The organism is Pseudomonas sp. Colony2, assembly GCF_019382755.1.
In the GTDB taxonomy this organism is placed as follows: Bacteria; Pseudomonadota; Gammaproteobacteria; order Pseudomonadales; family Pseudomonadaceae; genus Aquipseudomonas.
Map to the genome: position 1 here is coordinate 2980499 of NZ_CP080030.1, position 18013 is coordinate 2998511.

General features: G+C 63.1%; 16 protein-coding genes and 1 pseudogene. 5 read left to right on the plus strand and 12 right to left on the minus strand.

The window, feature by feature from the left end:
• The 4 genes from JV201_RS11895 to JV201_RS11910 form a co-directional block, all read right to left on the minus strand.
• On the minus strand, positions 1–1564 hold a 1564-nt coding region (locus JV201_RS11895), incomplete at its 3' end, for a DHA2 family efflux MFS transporter permease subunit (RefSeq protein ID WP_177022095.1).
• Positions 1561–2670, minus strand: coding sequence for an HlyD family secretion protein (locus tag JV201_RS11900; protein WP_087694676.1), 1110 nt, complete (start codon positions 2668–2670; stop codon positions 1561–1563). The genes JV201_RS11900 and JV201_RS11895, both read right to left, overlap by 4 nt.
• A gap of 22 nt (positions 2671–2692) precedes the next feature.
• On the minus strand, positions 2693–3214 hold the full coding sequence (locus JV201_RS11905) for a helix-turn-helix domain-containing protein (RefSeq protein WP_102368778.1): 522 nt from the start codon (positions 3212–3214) through the stop codon (positions 2693–2695).
• 184 nt (positions 3215–3398) lie between these two features.
• Positions 3399–4583, minus strand: a complete 1185-nt coding sequence (locus tag JV201_RS11910) for an MFS transporter (protein ID WP_219406954.1) — start codon at positions 4581–4583, stop codon at positions 3399–3401.
• Positions 4584–4677: 94 nt separating this feature from the next.
• Here JV201_RS11910 and JV201_RS11915 point away from each other — a divergent pair, with 94 nt between their 5' ends.
• From JV201_RS11915 to JV201_RS11930, 4 genes are all read left to right on the plus strand, one after another.
• Positions 4678–5571: a LysR family transcriptional regulator gene (locus JV201_RS11915; RefSeq protein WP_023658741.1), complete on the plus strand. Its 894-nt coding sequence runs from the start codon at positions 4678–4680 to the stop codon at positions 5569–5571.
• A 250-nt stretch (positions 5572–5821) separates the two neighbouring features.
• On the plus strand, positions 5822–6277 hold the full coding sequence (locus JV201_RS11920) for a (2Fe-2S)-binding protein (RefSeq protein ID WP_003215609.1): 456 nt from the start codon (positions 5822–5824) through the stop codon (positions 6275–6277).
• Positions 6277–8529 (plus strand): xanthine dehydrogenase family protein molybdopterin-binding subunit, encoded by a 2253-nt coding sequence (locus tag JV201_RS11925; protein WP_219406955.1) that lies wholly within the window; start codon positions 6277–6279, stop codon positions 8527–8529. Before JV201_RS11920 ends, JV201_RS11925 begins: the two co-directional genes overlap by 1 nt.
• A gap of 17 nt (positions 8530–8546) precedes the next feature.
• The gene (locus JV201_RS11930) at positions 8547–9890 is read left to right on the plus strand and encodes a cytochrome c (RefSeq protein WP_102605922.1); all 1344 of its coding nucleotides are present in this window, start codon (positions 8547–8549) and stop codon (positions 9888–9890) included.
• A gap of 139 nt (positions 9891–10029) precedes the next feature.
• On the opposite strand, the gene msrA is transcribed toward JV201_RS11930, so the two are convergent.
• From msrA to JV201_RS11965, 7 genes are all read right to left on the minus strand, one after another.
• Positions 10030–10536 carry a peptide-methionine (S)-S-oxide reductase MsrA gene (gene msrA, locus JV201_RS11935; protein ID WP_003215613.1) on the minus strand — a complete coding sequence of 169 codons (507 nt, stop codon included), beginning with the start codon at positions 10534–10536 and terminating at the stop codon, positions 10030–10032.
• Complete coding sequence (locus JV201_RS11940; RefSeq protein WP_003215615.1) at positions 10533–12020, minus strand: MFS transporter; 1488 nt, start codon at positions 12018–12020, stop codon at positions 10533–10535. The genes msrA and JV201_RS11940 overlap by 4 nt, the downstream gene beginning before the upstream one ends.
• A gap of 201 nt (positions 12021–12221) precedes the next feature.
• Positions 12222–12692 (minus strand): Lrp/AsnC family transcriptional regulator, encoded by a 471-nt coding sequence (locus tag JV201_RS11945; RefSeq protein ID WP_003215617.1) that lies wholly within the window; start codon positions 12690–12692, stop codon positions 12222–12224.
• 27 nt (positions 12693–12719) lie between these two features.
• Entirely contained in the window at positions 12720–14027 is a 1308-nt protein-coding gene (locus JV201_RS11950; RefSeq protein ID WP_219406956.1) for an FAD-binding oxidoreductase, read from the minus strand.
• Between the two features lie 83 nt (positions 14028–14110).
• Entirely contained in the window at positions 14111–14950 is an 840-nt protein-coding gene (locus JV201_RS11955; protein ID WP_003215621.1) for a transporter substrate-binding domain-containing protein, read from the minus strand.
• Between the two features lie 74 nt (positions 14951–15024).
• A complete protein-coding gene (locus JV201_RS11960) occupies positions 15025–15789 on the minus strand; it encodes an amino acid ABC transporter ATP-binding protein (protein ID WP_219406957.1) in 765 nt (254 codons plus the stop codon).
• A gap of 15 nt (positions 15790–15804) precedes the next feature.
• Positions 15805–16770, minus strand: coding sequence for an amino acid ABC transporter permease (locus tag JV201_RS11965; RefSeq protein WP_008434702.1), 966 nt, complete (start codon positions 16768–16770; stop codon positions 15805–15807).
• A gap of 215 nt (positions 16771–16985) precedes the next feature.
• Between JV201_RS11965 and JV201_RS11970 the strand changes: the two genes are divergently transcribed.
• Positions 16986–17375: a VOC family protein gene (locus JV201_RS11970; protein ID WP_219406958.1), complete on the plus strand. Its 390-nt coding sequence runs from the start codon at positions 16986–16988 to the stop codon at positions 17373–17375.
• 486 nt (positions 17376–17861) lie between these two features.
• On the opposite strand, the pseudogene JV201_RS29665 reads toward JV201_RS11970, so the two are convergent.
• Positions 17862–18013 (minus strand): annotated as a pseudogene (locus tag JV201_RS29665) (FAD-dependent oxidoreductase); the annotation flags it as partial.

Consider the following 18013-nt stretch of genomic DNA (forward strand, 5'->3'; position numbering starts at 1 on the left):
AATGCGCATCCGCAGTAGGCTGCTTCGGCGGCTGCACCTTGCGCATCAACGGCACCAGCAACACGGCGACGATGAAGCACACCATGATCATCAGGAATGCGTCCGCATAGGTCAGCGTTTGCGCCTCGCGCCAGGTCAGCGCCCACAGCTGACTCAGCGCGAACTGGCTCGAATCCAGGCTGTTTTGTCCCAGCAACTGGGCATTCCCGGAAAGCTGGTCAAGCCACACATTCATCGATTCGTTTCGGATGTTCAGGTGTTCCGCCAGGCGCAGGAAGTGCAGGTTGGTGCGGTCATTGAGCACCGTGGCGCAGGCGGCGATGCCGATGGCGCCGCCGAGGTTGCGCATCAGGTTGAACAGGCCCGAGGCGAGCTTCAGGCGGTCGGGGGCCAGTGCGCCGAGGGTCAGGGTGACCACCGGCGGCACTGCCATTTGTTGAGCAAACCCGCGTATGGCTTGGGGCAGCAGCAGCTCCCTGGCGCCCCAGTCGTGGGTGATGGGGGAGAAGTCCCACATCGACAGGGCGAATAACGACAACCCGAACATCAAAATCCAGCGCAGGTCGAAACGATTGGCCAGCAAGGCGTACACCGGGATCGCCAGCAACTGGAACACCCCCGTGGAAAACACCGCCAGGCCGATATCCAGCGAGCCGTACCCGCGCACCCGCCCGAGAAACAGCGGCGTGAGGTAGATGGTGGCGAAAATGCCGATGCCGGTGATAAATGAAAACAGGCAGCCCAGGGCGAAGTTCCTGTCCCGAAGCGCACGCAGGTCGACGATCGGCTCCTTGATTTCCAGGCAGCGCCAGATAAACAGCCCGCCGCTGATGGCGGCTATCCAGGCCGTGGTCGAGATGGTGCTGTCGCTGAACCAGTTCCAGCGCGGGCCCTCTTCAAGGGTGTATTCCAGGCAGCCGAGAAACACCGCCATCAACGCCATGCCGATATAGTCGGCGCCCTTGAGCAATGACGGGTTGGGGCGGTCGACCTTGACCAGCATCGGCACCGCAAAGGTCACGAAGAGGCCGGGCAGCAGGTTGATGTAGAACAGCCAGTGCCAGGAGGAGATGTCGGTGATCCAACCGCCCACGGCCGGGCCCAATGTGGGTGCCAGGGACGCGATGGCGCCGATGGTGGAGGCGGCGATCACCCGCTGCTTGCCGTTGAAGTACATGAACGCGGTGGTGAACACCAACGGAATCATCGAGCCCCCCAGGAACCCCTGCAAGGCGCGAAACGCGATCATGCTCTGGATGTTCCAGGCCATCGCGCACAGCAGGCTGGTCAAGGTGAACCCGGCCGCCGACGCCGCGAACAGCCAGCGCGTGCTCATCACCCGGGAGAGCCAGCCTGACATGGGGATCACGATGATTTCCGCGATCAGGTAGGCGGTCTGCACCCACGCCGTATCGTCCGCGCCGGCAGACAACCCGCCGCCGATGTCCTTGAGGGAGGCGGAGACGATCTGGATGTCGATCAAGGCGATGAACATGCCCACGCACATGGTGGCGAAGGCCGCGACCTTTTGTGCGGTGCTGAGGGCGGGCAACGGGCTGTTCATAGCTGGGCCTTGAGGGCGCTGGCCTGGTCCTCGAACGCCTCATCGGTGTTGACCTTCGCCATCACCGACAGGCCCGGACGCAGGGCGCCGAAGTCGGCGTCATTGCTGTCGAGGCGCACGCGCACCGGCACTCGCTGCACGATCTTGGTGAAGTTGCCGGTGGCGTTTTCCGGCGGCAGCACACTGAATTGCGCCCCGGTGGCAGGGGCCAGGCTCTCGATGTGCCCGTGGAATTCACGGCCGGGGAGGATGTCGGCGCGGATGCTCACGCTTTGCCCGACCTGCAGGCGCCCCAATTGGTCTTCCTTGAAGTTGGCATCCACCCACAATCCTTTCGCGGGCACCACCGAGATCAGTTGGCTGCCGGCCGCGGCGTAGGCACCGACCCGGGCGCGGCGATTGCCCACGTAGCCGTCCACTGGGGCCCGCAGTTCGGTGTAGCTGATGTTCAATTGTGCCTGGTCACGTTCGGCCTGGGCCTGTTGCAGCGCTGCGCGGGCCTGGTCGCGCTGGGTTTCAATCACGTCGATTTGCCGGCGCGCCGCCATCAACCCGGCCTGTGCCCGGGAGTGGTCGGCGCGGGCGGTCTTCCATACGGCGCTGACCCGCTGTGCGCTTTCGACCGATACGGCCTGGCTGCGCACCAGGTTCTGGTAACGCGTTTGATCGTCGCCGGCCCGTTGTGCTTCGGCATCGGTGGCGTCGATCTGTGCCTTGGCCTGGTTGATCACCGCCAGTTGCAGTTGTTCGGTGGCGTCGAGGTTGGCGAGCGAGGCCTGTTGCGCGGCCACGGCGCCGTCGGCTTTGGCCAGGGCCGTGCGGTAGTCGCGCACATCGATGCGCGCCAGCACGTCGCCGGCCCGTACGAACTGGTTGTCCTGCACCGTCACTTCGCTGATATAACCCGGCACTTTGGCGCTGATCACCGTCACATCCGCCCCGACATAGGCGTCGTCGGTGTCTTCGATAAACCGGCTGACCAGCCACCAGTGGCTGGCGTACCACACGCCGCCCGCCACGGCCAGGGTCAGCAGCCCCAGGCGTAAAACCTGTTTGCGCCGGGATGGTTGGGTGGGTTCGGGCACAGCGCTGACTGGAGCGTCCATGACGAAATGACCTCGTTGAGTATTAGTGGGGGAAGGGGCTGACCAACTGGTCTTTTTCGGCGTAGGCCCGGCCGGTTCGTGCGCGCCACAGGGTCAGCGGTTCGGCATCGGCGCTGACATGTACGCGGTGGCCCGCACGGGTGATGGGGTTGCCGGTGTTGGCATCCATCAACGCCAGCACCACCGGGCGCCCGGTGGCCTCATCGGCGAGAAACACCTTGGTCGAGCCCTCGGCATGCCGCGCGCCCCAGGCCATCAGCGTGAGGATGACCTGGCGCAAGTCCCGGCCCGCTTCGGTGAGGTGGTACTCATGGCGCGGCGGGTTGTCCTGGTACGGGCGCCGTTCCAGCAAGCCGCCGGCCACCAACGCATTCAGGCGGCGGGTCAGGGTGTTCGAGGCGATCCCGAGGCTCTGCAGGAACTCGTCGAAACGGCGCAGCCCGTAGAACGCATCACGCAGGATCAACAGGCTCCAACCATCACCGATGTGCTCCAGGGCACGGGCGACCGGGCAGGACATGGGTTGGAAGCTGGCTTTCTTCATGAGGGACTCCGGGAACTGTTGCTAAATATTACGCAAGTAATATTGCACAGTGGATTTCATAATGAAAGTCACTAGTTGAAATTTTTTGCAGCGATGGATGGCGGCCAGGCAGACGCAAAAAAGCCCCGGGATTCGGGGCTTTTCAGAGGGGAGGGTGTAGGGGGGCGTCTAAGCGCGGCTGTCTTTATGCCTGCGCCGGTTCCTGGCAGATACGTGAATCTGTGCGCCGCGAGCGCCAGCCAAGGCCCAGCACCATCAGCAAACCCAGGGCCGCCATGATCGCACCAGCCAGCGAAATGGCCGGGTAGCCCAGCCCTGCGTTGATCACTGCTCCCCCCAGCGCCGCGCCAATGGCGTTACCGAAGTTGAACGCACCGATGTTCATCGCCGAGGCCAGGTTGGGTGCATCCTTGGCGGCTTCCATCACGCGCATCTGCAGGGGAGGTACCAGCGCAAAGCTGGCGGCGCCCCACAGCAGGATCGACAAGGCGGCGGGCAGCGGCCATTGCATAAGCACAGAGAAGGCCAGCAGCACGGCAATCAGGACCACGAGCGACGTTATCAGGGTGCGGTCCACCGAACGGTCCGCAGACTTGCCGCCCCAGACGTTGCCGAGGGTCAGGCCGATCCCGAACAGCACGAGCATTGCGGTGACGAAGTTGGTCGAGGCGTGGGTGACATCCCGCAGAATCGGCGCGATATAGGTAAACACCGTGAACATGGCGCTGGACCCCACCACGGTCAACGCCAGCGCTGCCAGTACCGGCCCGCGGCCCAGTACGCGGATTTCGGCCATCAGGCTTCCCCCTTTTGGAGCGGGCGTATTCGGTAGCGCCCACCACAGGGCCACCATCACGAACGCCCCGAGCCCGCTGATGCCCCAGAACGCCGTACGCCAGCCGAAGTTCTCGCCGAACCAGGTTGCCAGGGGCACGCCACCGATGGTCGCCAGGGTCAGCCCGAGGAACATCGCGGCGACGGCCCCCGCGCGTTTGTCGGGCGCCACCACACTCGCTGCCACGATGGAGCCGATGCCGAAGAATGCCCCGTGATTCAGCGATGTCACCAACCGGGCGACCATCAGGGTCTGGTAGTCGGTGGCCAGGGCGGACAGCAGATTACCCAGGGTGAAAATGGCCATCAGGCCCACCAGCAGATAACGGCGCGCCACCCTGGCTGTCGCGAGGGTCATGATCGGGGCGCCGATCAGCACGCCCATGGCATAGGCGCTGACCAGCAGCCCGGCGGCGGGAATGGAAACACCGAGGTCGGCGGCGATCCCGGGCAACATGCCCATGGGGGCAAACTCGGTGACCCCGATGCCGAAGGCGCCGATGGACAGTGCTACAAGGGGTGGGTTGATACGCATGGGTGACTCCTCATCTTTGTATCAAATGCTACAATCACGACTTTTCAGGCGGTAGCCCTCGGCAGGGCACTACAGCTTTGCGTGGAGATCACAAGTGGACATAGGCGGTCGGTCGGGGGAGATGGCGGTGTTCGCCATGGTCGCGGAGCAGGGCAGCCTCTCGGGGGCGGCTCGGGTGCTGGGCCTCACGCCGTCATCCATCAGCCGCATCATCACCCGCATCGAGGGGCGCATAGGCACCCGCCTGCTGCTGCGCACCACCCGGGCGATCACGCTCACCGCCGAAGGCGAAGCGTATTTGCGCGGCGCCCGGCGGATCCTGGCGGACATGGCCGAAGTCGAGGATGCGATCACCGACCAGGGCGCGCCACGGGGGCGGCTGAGGGTCAGCGCGGCGCTCGCACACGGGCGGCTGTCGATCGTGCCGCTGGTTGCCGCGTTCAGCGCGCGCTACCCGGCCATCGTGGTTGAGTTGCGGCTGGAGGATGAGGTGGTGGATATCCTGGGCGGGCAAGCGGACGTTGCAATCCGCTTCGGTCAATTGGCCGACAGCCCCTTGACCGCTCGCCTTATCGGCTCCATCGGAGAGGTGATCGTGGCTTCTCCGGACTACCTGGCGCGTCATGGCACGCCGCAGGTGCCGCAGGATTTGCTCAACCACAACTGCCTGCGTTTCAACTTCCGCCGGGCAGCACCAGACTGGCCGTTTCGCGTGGACGGGCGCGATTTTTCGCTGCAGGTGTCGGGTACGATCGAGGGTAACAGCGGGGAGGTATTGTCCCAGCTGGCCAAGCTGGGTGCCGGCATCGCACGCATTGGCGCATTCAGCGTGGCAGATGACCTGGCCAGCGGTGATCTGGTGCCGTTGCTTGAAGCGTACAACCCCGGAGACCAGGAGCCGATTCACGCGGTGTTCGTCGGCGGCGCGGCGATGCCTGCGCGGGTCAGGGCATTTGTCGACTTTCTGGTGGAACACCACCCGGCGTGACCGCCACTGACACCACAGGCCGCTCCCCCTGACGCAATCCTCTTGAATGCTTGCCTAATCCTGCGATCTTGCCCACCCCTGCATAGCGCCTTGATGAACCAGGGTCTAAAGTCATTCCCATCGCCCGCTAGACTACTCAAACCACGCGCGCGCGAACCAGACGGGCCATCGATGCCCAGCGGCGAGGCCCCGTCTTGCCGTCTAAAAATACTAAAAAATGCAACACCAACCGATGATCAGCGGGTGAGCCATGGAATTACGAATTAACCAGCAGACCCACCAAGTCGACGCCGAACCCGACACGCCTCTGCTCTGGGTCATCCGCGACAACCTGGGCATGACCGGCACCAAATACGGCTGCGGCCTGGCGCAATGCGGTGCGTGTTCGGTGCTTGTGGACGGCAATGTCGTGCGTTCCTGCGTCACGCCCGTTTCCGGCGTGGTCGGCCGCGAAATCACCACCATCGAAGCCATCGAGTCCGATGACGTCGGCAAGCGGGTCGTCGCCACCTGGGTCGAATACCAGGTCGCCCAATGCGGCTACTGCCAATCCGGCCAGGTAATGGCGGCCACCGCGCTGCTCAAGCACACGCCCAAGCCCAGTGATGCGCAGATCGAGGCCGCCATGGTCAACCTCTGTCGCTGTGGCACCTATAACGCCATTCATGCCGCCGTGCATGACCTTGCGCAGAAGGGAGAGGCCTGATGAACATTCGCATTGATCCCACTGCGCTGCCCTTGGTCGCGGCGCTGACTGACCCGGTGAACCTGTCCCGCCGTCGCTTCCTGGCCAGTACGGCCGTGGGCGCGCTGGTGATCGGTTTTGGCCTGCCGCTGGGGTCTGGCCGAGTGCAGGCGGCCACCGCCGCGGCCACGGCCGAACGCGGTACGCAGGTGCCGGCCTTCCTGGAGATTCGCCCGGACAACACGATTCGTTTGCTCAGTCCGTTTATCGAAGGCGGCCAGGGCACGTTCACCGCGATGGCGCAGATTGTCGGCGAGGAGTTGGACGCCGACCCGGCCACGTTCCTGGTTGAGTGTGCCCCGCCCGGTGAAGCCTTTGTGGTGATGGAGAACGGCATGCGCATCACCGGCGGCAGTATGTCGGTGCGGATGAGTTACCCCACGATGCGCCGGCTGGGTGCGCTGGCCCGGGCGATGTTGCTGGAGGCCGGGGCGCAGGCGCTGAAGGTACCGGTGAGCGAGCTGTCGACCGAGCCGGGCAAGGTGGTACACGCGGCGTCCGGGCGTTCCCTTGCGTATGGCGAATTGGCCGGGCGGGCGATGGACCTGCCGGTACCGGATGTGTCCAGTGTGAAGCTGCGCGATCCAAGCCAGTTCCGTTGGATCGGCAAGCCGGTGAAGCGTCTCGATGCGTATGACAAGTCCACCGGCAAGGCGCTGTACAGCATTGATATGAAGGTCGACGGCATGCTCCATGCCGCCGTGCAGCATGCGCCCCGGCTCGGCATGACCGTGGGCAGCCTGCGCAACGAAGACCAGGTCAAGGCCATGCCGGGCGTGCATTCGGTGCATCGCCTGCCCGGTGCGGTGGCGGTGGTGGCCGAGCGTTGGTGGCATGCCAAGCGTGCGGTGGAGTCGATTCAGGTCGACTGGCTGGAGCCGACGGCTGATTCCAAGGTGCGCGGGATGCCGAAGGACTTTTCCAGCGACGAGCATTTCAAGCGCCTGGCCGCAGAAACCGGCCCGGCCCGTGATGATGAGAACGAGGGCGACGTGGCCGGCACGCTGGCCAATGCCAAGACCAGGGTCGAGGCCACTTACCACAACCAGTACCTGCACCATGCCCAGTTGGAGCCGCCTTCGGCGCTGGCGCGCTTCAACCCTGACGGTTCGCTGGAGATCTGGCTGCCGAATCAGGCGCAGGACATGTTCCTGGCCGATATCGCCAAGCGCACCGGCCTGGCCCCGGAGCGGATTACCCTGCATTCGCCGTTGTTGGGTGGTTTTTTCGGGCGGCACTTCCTGTATGACTCGGCCAGTCCTTACCCGCAGGCCATCGAGTTGGCCAAGGCGGTGGGGCGCCCGGTGAAGTTAATCTGGAGCCGCGAAGAAGAATTCCTGCGGGATGTGCTGCGCCCGGTCGCAGCGGTGAATTTCCGTGGGGCGCTGGACAGCGACGGCTGGCCGGTGGCGATTGAAGCGGTGAGTGCCACGGAGGGGCCAACCGAGGCCCTGGCGGGCAAGCAGGGCGAGAAGCTCGACCCGACGGCCCTTGAGGGACTGTCCGGCAAGTCCTATGCGATTCCCAACAAGCGTATCGCGCAGATCTATGTGAAGGGCCCGGTGATGCTGGGCTACTGGCGTTCGGTGGGCAATTCGCTGAATGACTTTTTCTACGAATCCTTCCTGGATGAACTGGCCGACAAGGGTGGCAAGGACCCGTTCGAGTTGCGCCTGCATCTGTTGCGGGATAACCAGCGGCTGACCACTCTGCTGAGGGCGGTGGGCGAGTTGTCGGGTGGCTGGAAACGTGGGCCGTTTGTTGCCGAGGACGGCAGCAAGCGCGCACGCGGGGTGGCGATGGCGTCACCGTTCGGCACCCAGACGGCGGTGATTGCCGAGGTGTCGATCGAGAACGGCCAGGTCAAGGTGCACGACATCTGGCAGGCAATCGACCCGGGCAGCATCGTCAACCCGGCGATTGTCGAGGCGCAGGTGAATGGGGCAGTGTCGCTGGGCTTGTCCCAGGTGCTGTTGGAGGAAGCGGTGTATGTGGACGGCTTGCCTCGGGCGCGTAACTACGATTTGTACCCGGTGCTGCCGCCTTCGCGGATGGCCCGGGTGCACGTGCGCGTGATCGAGAGCGGGGAAAAAATGGGCGGTATTGGCGAACCGCCGCTGCCCGCCGTGGCGCCTGCCGTGGCCAACGCCGTCGCGGCGTTGACCGGGCAGCGCGTTCGCAGCATGCCGTTAAGCCGCCACTCCTTCACCTGACCGGGGCCTGAGCATTTATGAACAACCGTCGATTCGCAAGAACCGTTGGCTGGCTGGCGCTGCCGTGCCTGGTCGCCGCAGGCCTGCTGGCCTGGTATGTCACCCGCGAGCCTGTCTCGCCGCTGGGGGCCGAGCCCGTCGCCACGGACCCGGCGCTGGTCGCCCGAGGCGAGTATGTCGCCCGGCTCAGCGACTGTGTGGCGTGCCACAGCGTGCCCAACGGCAAGCCCTTTGCCGGTGGCCTGGAGATGGCCACGCCGCTGGGGGCGATCCACGCCACCAACGTCACGCCAGACCCGGAAACCGGTATTGGCAGCTACAGCCTCGCCGACTTCGACCGCGCGGTGCGCCAGGGTGTCGCGCCGGGTGGGCGCCGCCTGTATCCGGCGATGCCGTACCCGTCCTATGCCAAGCTCAGCGACGATGATGTGCGCGCCCTGTACGCGTTCTTCATGAAGGGCGTGGCGCCGGTGCAGCAGACCAATATCAAGAGTTCGATCCCGTGGCCATTGAATATGCGGTGGCCGATCGCGCTGTGGAATGGCGTGTTTACCGACAGCAAGCCGTATGTCGCGAAGGCCGGGAAGGATGAACTGTGGAACCGGGGCGCCTACATCGTGCAGGGCCCGGGGCATTGCGGCAGTTGTCACACACCACGGGGCCTGGCCTTCAACGAGAAGGCACTGGATGAAAGTGGCAAGCCGTACCTGGCCGGTGGCTTGCTCGACGGCTGGTATGCACCGAGCCTGCGGGATGATCCCAACACCGGCCTGGGGCGCTGGAGCGAGCCGGAAGTGGTGCAGTTCCTCAAGACCGGTCGCAACAAACATGCGGTGGTTTATGGCTCGATGACCGAGGCGTTCAACAACTCCACGCAGTTCATGAGCGACGATGACCTGGCGGCGATTGCACGCTATCTGCGGTCATTGCCGGGCGACGAGCAGCGCGACGGTGCGGCCTGGCAGTATCAGGCGGTGTCGGCTGCGCAACGCCTGGATGCGCCGGGTGCGCATACCTATGTGACCCGCTGCGCCTCGTGCCACGGGCTGGAAGGCAAAGGGCAACCGGACTGGATGCCGCCGCTGGCCGGCGCCACCTCCGCACTGGCCAAGGAGGACGCCTCGGCGATCAACATCACCCTCAATGGCTCGCAGCGCGTAGTGGCGGCCAATGTGGCGGACGCTTATCGCATGCCGGCGTTCCGTGAGCAGTTGTCGGACCAGGAGATTGCTGAAGTGCTGACGTTTGTGCGCGGCACCTGGGGCAATCAGGGTGGGGCGGTGGATGCCAAGGCGGTGGGCAAGTTGCGTGAGCACACGGGCCCGGCGAGTAGTAGCCCGATCATTCTGCAAATGCGCTGAGGGAAATGCGCCTTGTGAGGGAGGCGCTTTGTGTAGGAACTGCTTTATGTGGGAGCGGGCTTGCTCGCGAAGGCGGTGGGTCAGTGAAGAACTTGCTGACTGACACACCGCTTTCGCGGGCAAGCCCGCTCCCACATTTTCAACCGCGTTTCGGCAGTTTCCAGTTGGGTCGGATGAAGTGGCAGGTATAGCCATTCGGAATCCGCTCCAGGTAATCCTGATGCTCCGGCTCCGCCTCCCAGAACGGCCCCGCCGGTTCGATCTCGGTGACGACACGGCCCGGCCACAGCTTTGAGGCGTCGACGTCGGCGGCGGTGTCTTCAGCGATGTCGCGTTGCTGTTCGCTCAGGTAATAAATCGCCGAACGGTAGCTGGGGCCCAGGTCGTTGCCCTGGCGGTTGGGCGTGCTGGGGTCGTGGATCTGGAAAAAGAACTCGAGGATCTGCCGGTAAGTGATCACCGTCGGGTCGAAGACGATCTCGATGGCTTCGGCATGGTTGCCGTGGTTGCGATACGTGGCATTCGGCACATCGCCGCCGGTGTAGCCGACCCGCGTGTGCAGCACGCCGGGGTAGCGGCGCAGCAGGTCTTGCATGCCCCAGAAGCAGCCGCCGGCGAGCAGGGCGGTTTCGGTCGGGTTGGTCATGGTCTGTGCTTCCCCTTGTTGGATACCTCGCTAGTTATGGGGGCAGGTTGGACGATTCCAAGGTCGAGGGGCGCGCCTTCGATCGGCTTTGTCCGCGTTGCCCGCAGCGCCATCAACAGCGCCAACACGGGTGCCAGGGTAAACAGCGCGAACAGCCAGCGCGCGGCATGGGCGATGCCGCCATTGCCCGCCACTTCATTGATGCCCGCCATGTTCGAGATCACCCCCGCCAGCGCCGCGCCCATGGCCATGGCGAACAGTTGCAGGGTGGTGATCGACGAAGCGGCCGTGTCCTTGTCCTGTTCCGAAGCCACTTGCAGGATGCGCGTCAGCAGGTGCGGCCAACCCAGGCCGATGCCGAACCCCACCAGGAACAGCCCCAGGCAGATAGGGGCCAGCAATGTCCATTCGCCCTGGCTGGCGATGGGCGTAGTGATCGCCAGCATCATCAAGCCCGCCACGATAAACAATGGCCCCGCGATGATGGCGCGATGTGGACCGCGGCCGGTCCAGCCGGAGCTGATGATTTCCGAGACCGTCCAGCCGGCCGCCATCAGCGCGGCCATGTAACCGGCGATCAGCGGCGACTGGCCATGCAAGTGCTGCAGAAAGTACGGCATGAAGATCTCGCTGCTCATGCCGATCACCAACAGGCAGGTGGTCGCATAAAGCGCGCAGAGCGGGGTGCTGAACTTCAATGCATCCCGGGGCAAAAGACGCACGGTGGCGCTGGACTCCTTGCGGATCAACAGCACCACCAGCACGACGCAGGTGGCGATACCCAACAGGTTCCAGCTCGGCAGCGCCGAGACGCTGCCGGCACACACCGCCAGCACCGCGCCCGCCAGCAGCACCAGTTGCGGCACCGGCAAACGAGCGGTGGCGGTCGCCGTGGTGTCGCGCGGGGGCAGGGCGCGGCTGGTGAGTACCATGTACGCCAGGCTCACCGGCACCATCGAGCCGAAGGCCAGGCGCCACGCGTCCATCTCGGCAAACACGCCACCCACCGCCGGCCCGACGAGCGTCGCCACGCCCCACATCCCCGACACCAGTGCCATTGCGCGCGGCCACAGGCGCTCTTCGAACACCAGTTGGATCATCGAGTAACACAGGGCCAGCAAGACCCCGCCGCCCAGCCCCTGGATGGAGCGCCCCGCGAGCATCACCGGCATGTTCGGCGCCAGGGCACAGATCAGCACGCCTACCATGAACACCAGTGTGGCCAGCGCATACGCCAGCCGTGGACCGGTGCGTTGCAACAGCTTGGAGGTGAGGGCGGAACCGAGGATCGAGGCCACCACGTACAGTGTGGTGCTCCACGCATAAAGCGCCAGGCCGCCGATTTCGGCCACCACCGACGGCAGGATGGTGGTGGCGATATAGGTGTTGGTGGCATACAGCGCGATGCCGCCTGAAAGGGCAATGGAGCGGGTGGCGTTCTTGCCGCTAAGCAACTCGCCCCAACTGCTGTCTTGGGTTTGCATCAACGATTCCTTGTAATGCGTTCGCGGAATGGAAGCCGGCGAAGGGCATAAGCGTCAGGCTTGAGGTAATTAACCAAGCAATTGCTTTTAATATTGCGTTGAGGCGAATTATTTTGCAAGGAATGACTTGTCAGGTGGCTGAGTCGCTATGGCAGCCGAGGGGGGGCGTGAGGCGCGCGGTTTCCCACGGCCAGCAGCACTTCACACCATCAGTTTCCGGCTGAACTTGGTTTCCATCACGATATGCGAAGCGGTGTGCGCCACCCCTTTGATCATGTTGATCCTGATGAGCTCGGCATTGAGTTCGCTCAGGGTGGCGGTGGCCAGGTGAATGATGAAATCGGACTCTCCCGAGACCGCGTAAACGGCCTGCACCGCTTCCATCCTGCGCAGCGAGGTCATCACATCGGTGTAGCTCTTGTTGGTGCAGGAGGTCATGGTAAAGCAGGTCACCGTCTGCTGAAGCCGGTCCTGGTCGATGCGCACGCTGTAGCCGGTGATGACGCCGGCCTTTTCCAGGCGGGTAATCCGCTCCTGCACCGCAGAGCGCGAGACCCCGAGCTTGCGGGCCAATGACGCGGTGGGTTCGCGTGCGTTGGCTTGCAGCAGGCCAAGCAATTGCCTGTCCTTGTCGGTGAGGTTAAACAGTGGACCGGGATTCTGCGTATCCATGGACACGTCCTTGACCCTCGCTGGGGTTCAGTTTTTATGAGTCGCCCTGTGTTGCGAGCGCTTTTCCTGAAACATATCCATCATTTTCAGGCCGGCGTAAACCGTTTGTGCGGCCGCCGGGCCCAGGGGGCCGCCATTCCATTCCAGGCCGTAGGCATCGAACAGGCGGTAGCGATCGGTTTCGCCGCAGATCGCCTCGGCGATGACGCGTGCGCCGATCGGCGCGGTGTTCATACCATGGCCACCAAATGATGTACACGCCCACAATCCCTGCCCCAGCGGGCCAATGTGCGGCATCTTGTGCCGCGCATAACCCATCAACCCGGACCAGGCCTTGTCGATCCTGATGCCGCGCAATTGCGGATAAACGTCGAGGATATCCTGCGTCAGCAATTGCCCCAGGCGTTTCTCATCCTGCAGGTTGCGCGTGGTAATGCGGCCGCCCCAGAGCAGGCGGTCGCCCTCGACGATGCGGTAATAGTCCGAGGCCCGGCGGTTATCGCCCACGGCATCGGAGGTACAGACCGCCTCGGCCAGGCGATCGCCCAGGTGCTCGGTCAGCACTGCATAGGTCGCGATGGGCAGGAAGGCGCGGCGTAATTTGCCGAACTCAGGCCCCCCATAGCCGCCGCAGCAGTACACCACGTGGGCACAATCGACAGTGCCCTGATCGGTGATGACCCGGTGTCGCCCGTTGCGGCTTTCGACGGCGGTCATGGGCGAGCGTTCATGGATTTTGCCACCACTTTGCTCGATCAGTCGGGCCAGGCCGAGGCAATAGTTCAAGGGGTGGAAGTGAAAGCCATGGTTGTCGCGCAGCGCCTGGAAATACCGCTCGGTCTTGAGCTTTTCGCGCACCGCCTGGCGATCCAGGTAGTCGAGGTGAAAGTCGAAATCCGCGGCCATTTTGTCCCGCACACGCTGCAGGTTGTCGCCATCCTCGTAGCGCACCACACTCAGTTTTCCCGGGGTTGGCGTGCAGCCGGGCAACTGATGACCGGCGATCATGCCCCGAACAATCTCGACGCCTTCAAGCGACAGTTTGAACAGCGCGGCGGCTGTAGGTTTGCCGCAGCGTCGCTCGATGGCGGCCAACCCTTCGGACCAGCCCTGGAGCACGAAGCCACCGTTGCGCCCCGACGCTCCCCAGGCCACGCGACCGGCATCCAGCAGCACCACCGACTGCCCGCGGGAGACCAGTTCCCACGCCGTGCTCAGCCCCGCCAGCCCGGCGCCGATCACGCACACATCGGCCCGGGCGTTGCCACACAGCGCCTGGCGTTCAGTCGTGTCGCGCATCGTGGCGGTGTAGTAATTGTTGTTATAGGTGTGCATGAAGTCGGTCGTCCTTTTTTCGCGGCGCAGGCATACAGCGCGCCGCGTCGAGGACGGGGCGCCTGTACGGCCTGTGGGGTTTTTTACTGCACCTGGGTGAGGTCGGCGCCGTACCATTTCTCTGACAATTGCTTGAGCGTGCCATCGGCTTTCATGTCGGCGACGATCTTGGTCAGCGCGCTGTTGAACGCCTCATCGCCCTTGTCCACGGCGATGGCCAGGGGTTCGTAGTAGGCGGGTTTGCCTTCCACCCTGACGATGGGGTAGCCATTCTTGACGGCGGCGACGATGGTGGGCAGGGCGGACAGGGTTGCGTTCAGGCGCACCCCGTCTCCCATGCGCAGGTCATCCAGCGGGCCCATGCTGTCGCCGTACGTGCGAACCTCGCCGGGGGTGACTTCGTAAGTGAACGGCGGCACATCGGCGGCGTCGATCTTCAGGCGGCGGTTGATATAGTCCTCCGAAGTCGTACCGGCTTCGACGCCGATGATCTTGCCGTTCAGGTCCGCCACTTTGGTCTCGGCCGCGTCCTTGTGCACCGCGAATACATACGGGGTGTAGTAGTAGATCGCGGGGAAGTCGAGCACCCGGGTGCGCTCGGTGGTAGGCGTCATGGAGCCGACCGACAGGTCCCAGCGGCTCGACCAGCGCCCGGCGGTGATGATCCCGTATTCGGGCGTCACGAAGTCGACTTTGCTGCCCAGGCGTTTGCCGATTTCGCTGGCGACGTCGATATCGAAGCCTTGCAGCTTATTGTCCGGGCCCAGGAACGATTGCGGTGGCCAGTTGGCCGACGTGGCCACCTTGATCACCTTGGTTTCATGGATGCGGTCGAGGGTCGAGCCCGCCCAGGCCGCACCTGTGAGGCTGGTGAGGGCGGTGGCGACAGCGGCTGCGGTGAAGAAGCGAGTGAACGAGATCATGGGTAAGCCTCCAGTATCTTGAGTGCGGTGCCTGTTGTTTTTATCGGTGACTTCGCAAGGTTCGACGGTGCTGCTCAGTGGCTGAGAATCTGCGACAGGAATTCCCGGGCACGCTCGTGCTGCGGGTTGTCAAAAAACTCGGTGGGTTTGGCTTGCTCGATGATGCAGCCCTGGTCCATGAAGATGATCCGGTCGGCCACCCGCCGGGCGAATCCCATCTCGTGGGTGACGCAGACCATGGTGATGCCGTCCTGGGCCAGTTCGCCCATCACGTCCAGCACCTCCTTGACCATCTCGGGGTCAAGGGCCGACGTGGGCTCGTCGAACAGCATGATGCGCGGGCGCATGCACAAGGCCCGGGCAATGGCGACGCGCTGCTGCTGGCCGCCCGAGAGCTGGCTGGGGTATTTGTCGGCCTGGTTCCCGATGCGCACTCGGTCCAGGTATTCATAGGCCAGCTCGCGGGCCTGGGGCTCGCTGAGCTTGCTCACCAGGCGCGGTCCCACCATGAGGTTCTCCAGCACCGTCATGTGCGGGAACAGGTTGAACTGCTGGAACACCATGCCGACCTGGCGCCTTATGCTCGCCACGCAGGCGGCATCACGGGTCAACTCGGTGCCCTCGATGAACACGTGGCCTTTCTGGAAGTCTTCCAGCAGGTTCAGGCAGCGAATCAACGTGGACTTGCCGGAGCCCGACGGCCCGCAGACCACCACGATTTCACCGCTGGCAATGTGCAGGTCGATGCCCTTGAGCACATAAAAATCGCCATACCATTTATGCATGTCCTGGATCGATATTGCAGGGTATGGAGCAGGGACTATCGAGGGCTGATTCATCGTCATGCTCCTGGTTCAGCGATGGGCGCGGTTGAAGTGCTTTTCCAGGCGGGCCTGGACGGTTTCCAGCACGATCGACAGCAGCCAATACAGCACGGCGGCGGTGATCAGCATTTCCAGGTGCCGGAACTCGGCGCGTCCCTGGGTTCGTGCCAGGAACATCAGCTCCCAGACGCCGATCACCGACACCAGCGAACTGTCCTTGAGCATCGAGATGAACTGGTTGCCCGTTGGCGGAATGATCAAGCGCATGGACTGCGGGAGAATCACCCGGGTCATCGTCTGGAACGGGTTCAGGCCAATCGCCCGCGAGGCTTCCCACTGGCCCCGCGAGATGCTGCTGATACCGGCGCGGAAGATCTCCGTCATGTAGGCGCCATAACACAGCGAGAGCGCCAGGATCCCGGCTGGAACCGCTCCGACGACATAGCCCAGTTGAGGGATGCCCAGGTAAATCAGATAGATCTGGATCAGCAGCGGAACACCGCGGAAAAACGAGGTGTAGAAGCTCGCAATCGCAATCGCGAAGCCGTTGGAAGACAAGCGCGCGGTGGCGCCCAGCAGCGCCAGGACGAACGCAATCGCAATCGAAATCGCCGACACGTAGACGGTGGTGAACACCCCCTGGGTGATCATGAAGCCGATTTTGGTCGCGATGAAACTGTAGGAAAGGTTGAAGGTGTCGAAGAATAACAGGAACAGCACCAGCAACTCGCACCAGACCGTGATGATCTGCGCGCGCAAGGGAAAGCGGCCAAGGATGAACAGGTTCAGCACCACCGTCAGGGTGAACGTGCCGCCCACTGCAATATCTCGTGCCAGTGGTGCCTTCAGGTCGAGAACGATGGGGCCCATCAAGTGGGAGAGGCGGCCTTCACCGACGCCGCAGGCGAGCGTGATGATGAAAATCACCACGGCCACCGCGCCCATGAATACCGCGCTGTCCGTCATGCGGGTCTTGACAATATGGTCTCTGTACATGGCTTACGCGCCCCGGGGTGAGCCCCTTTATTGTTGTAAGCCCATTATGGGTTGACGAAATGCCGGGCGGCACCCTGCGGATTGTTGGGATTTGCGGTTTTCATTGGCGTATGAGGGGATGGGAGCCGTACATATGCCGGGCGGAGTCATCAAGCTTTCGCCAGCAATCATTTCGCGCCAGACTCATGGGCATTCATTGCCCCAGGGTAGCCACCATGATTTCCCATGTGTTTTTAGGTACAGGTGATTTTGATCGGGCTTTTGCTTTCTATTCGAAGGTGATGGCTGAGTTGGGCCTCAGGTTGAAATTTTGCGATGCGGATAAACCGTGGGCCGGTTGGGTGGCTGAAACCGCACCTCGTCCGATCTTCGTCATTGGGGCGCCATTTGATGGCAACCCGAGTGCACCCGGGAATGGGCAGATGGTGGGGCTACTTGCGCCCAGTCGGGAAGCGGTTAGAAGAAGTTATACAGCGGCGTTGGCGCTCGGCGGGATATGTGAAGGAGAGCCTGGATTAAGGCCTCACTACCACCCCGATTATTACGGCGCGTATTTTCGAGATACTGATGGCAACAAGCTGTGCGTGTGCTGCCATGATCCATAAGCAAATTACCCTCGGTGAGGGTGAGTTGAACGAGTAAAAGCTGAGGCTGGGAACGCTGAACAGGGCTGAGGGCGTTGGGGCGGGTTTGGAACTGGGATTGAGGTAGTTATCCATGGCGCGCTGGGCGGCCTGGTGGAGTTTTGGATCGGAAGTTCCCGGAGGATTAGGGGTAACCTTGAACATTGTCTGGATGCTCCATTTTGGCCCCCGCCTTATCGCTACTAAACGAAAGGTGGCAGCTGTGTGCAGGTTAGTAGACCGGATATTCCAGACAAAACCGGCGCGCCCGAGGGCGCCCTGCACACAGCCACCATTAAACACAGACAAAGACGTCTGACAGATGATGCTTATGCACATTGACTAGAATACTTCGGGCTACTAAACCCGATCACTGAGGTTTCAGCGACCGAGCAACCTTAGAGCCCCATACCCAAGCGCACAAGCCGGCGGATTCTGACGCAACTGTAGGCAATGGGGCAAGGCACCTCACGGCTTGCTATAGGCCATGTACTCATTCTGCAAGACAATATGATCGGCCACGTACTTCGCATCATGCCAAACCCCGTAGATAAACGAAGACGCGCGGTTCACCAGGTTCGGCAAACCCAGAAAGTAAATCCCGCTCTCCGCCGAAATCC

Bases quoted from the DNA above. Each gene is read 5' to 3' on its own strand.
- JV201_RS11900 (WP_087694676.1), bottom strand. From the start codon at position 2,670: ATGGACGCTCCAGTCAGCGCTGTGCCCGAACCCACCCAACCATCCCGG.
- JV201_RS11905 (WP_102368778.1), bottom strand. From the start codon at position 3,214: ATGAAGAAAGCCAGCTTCCAACCCATGTCCTGCCCGGTCGCCCGTGCC.
- JV201_RS11910 (WP_219406954.1), bottom strand. From the start codon at position 4,583: ATGCGTATCAACCCACCCCTTGTAGCACTGTCCATCGGCGCCTTCGGC.
- JV201_RS11920 (WP_003215609.1), top strand. From the start codon at position 5,822: ATGGAATTACGAATTAACCAGCAGACCCACCAAGTCGACGCCGAACCC.
- JV201_RS11925 (WP_219406955.1), top strand. From the start codon at position 6,277: ATGAACATTCGCATTGATCCCACTGCGCTGCCCTTGGTCGCGGCGCTG.
- JV201_RS11930 (WP_102605922.1), top strand. From the start codon at position 8,547: ATGAACAACCGTCGATTCGCAAGAACCGTTGGCTGGCTGGCGCTGCCG.
- msrA (WP_003215613.1), bottom strand. From the start codon at position 10,536: ATGACCAACCCGACCGAAACCGCCCTGCTCGCCGGCGGCTGCTTCTGG.
- JV201_RS11940 (WP_003215615.1), bottom strand. From the start codon at position 12,020: ATGCAAACCCAAGACAGCAGTTGGGGCGAGTTGCTTAGCGGCAAGAAC.
- JV201_RS11945 (WP_003215617.1), bottom strand. From the start codon at position 12,692: ATGGATACGCAGAATCCCGGTCCACTGTTTAACCTCACCGACAAGGAC.
- JV201_RS11950 (WP_219406956.1), bottom strand. From the start codon at position 14,027: ATGCACACCTATAACAACAATTACTACACCGCCACGATGCGCGACACG.
- JV201_RS11955 (WP_003215621.1), bottom strand. From the start codon at position 14,950: ATGATCTCGTTCACTCGCTTCTTCACCGCAGCCGCTGTCGCCACCGCC.
- JV201_RS11960 (WP_219406957.1), bottom strand. From the start codon at position 15,789: ATGAATCAGCCCTCGATAGTCCCTGCTCCATACCCTGCAATATCGATC.
- JV201_RS11965 (WP_008434702.1), bottom strand. From the start codon at position 16,770: ATGTACAGAGACCATATTGTCAAGACCCGCATGACGGACAGCGCGGTA.
- JV201_RS11970 (WP_219406958.1), top strand. From the start codon at position 16,986: ATGATTTCCCATGTGTTTTTAGGTACAGGTGATTTTGATCGGGCTTTT.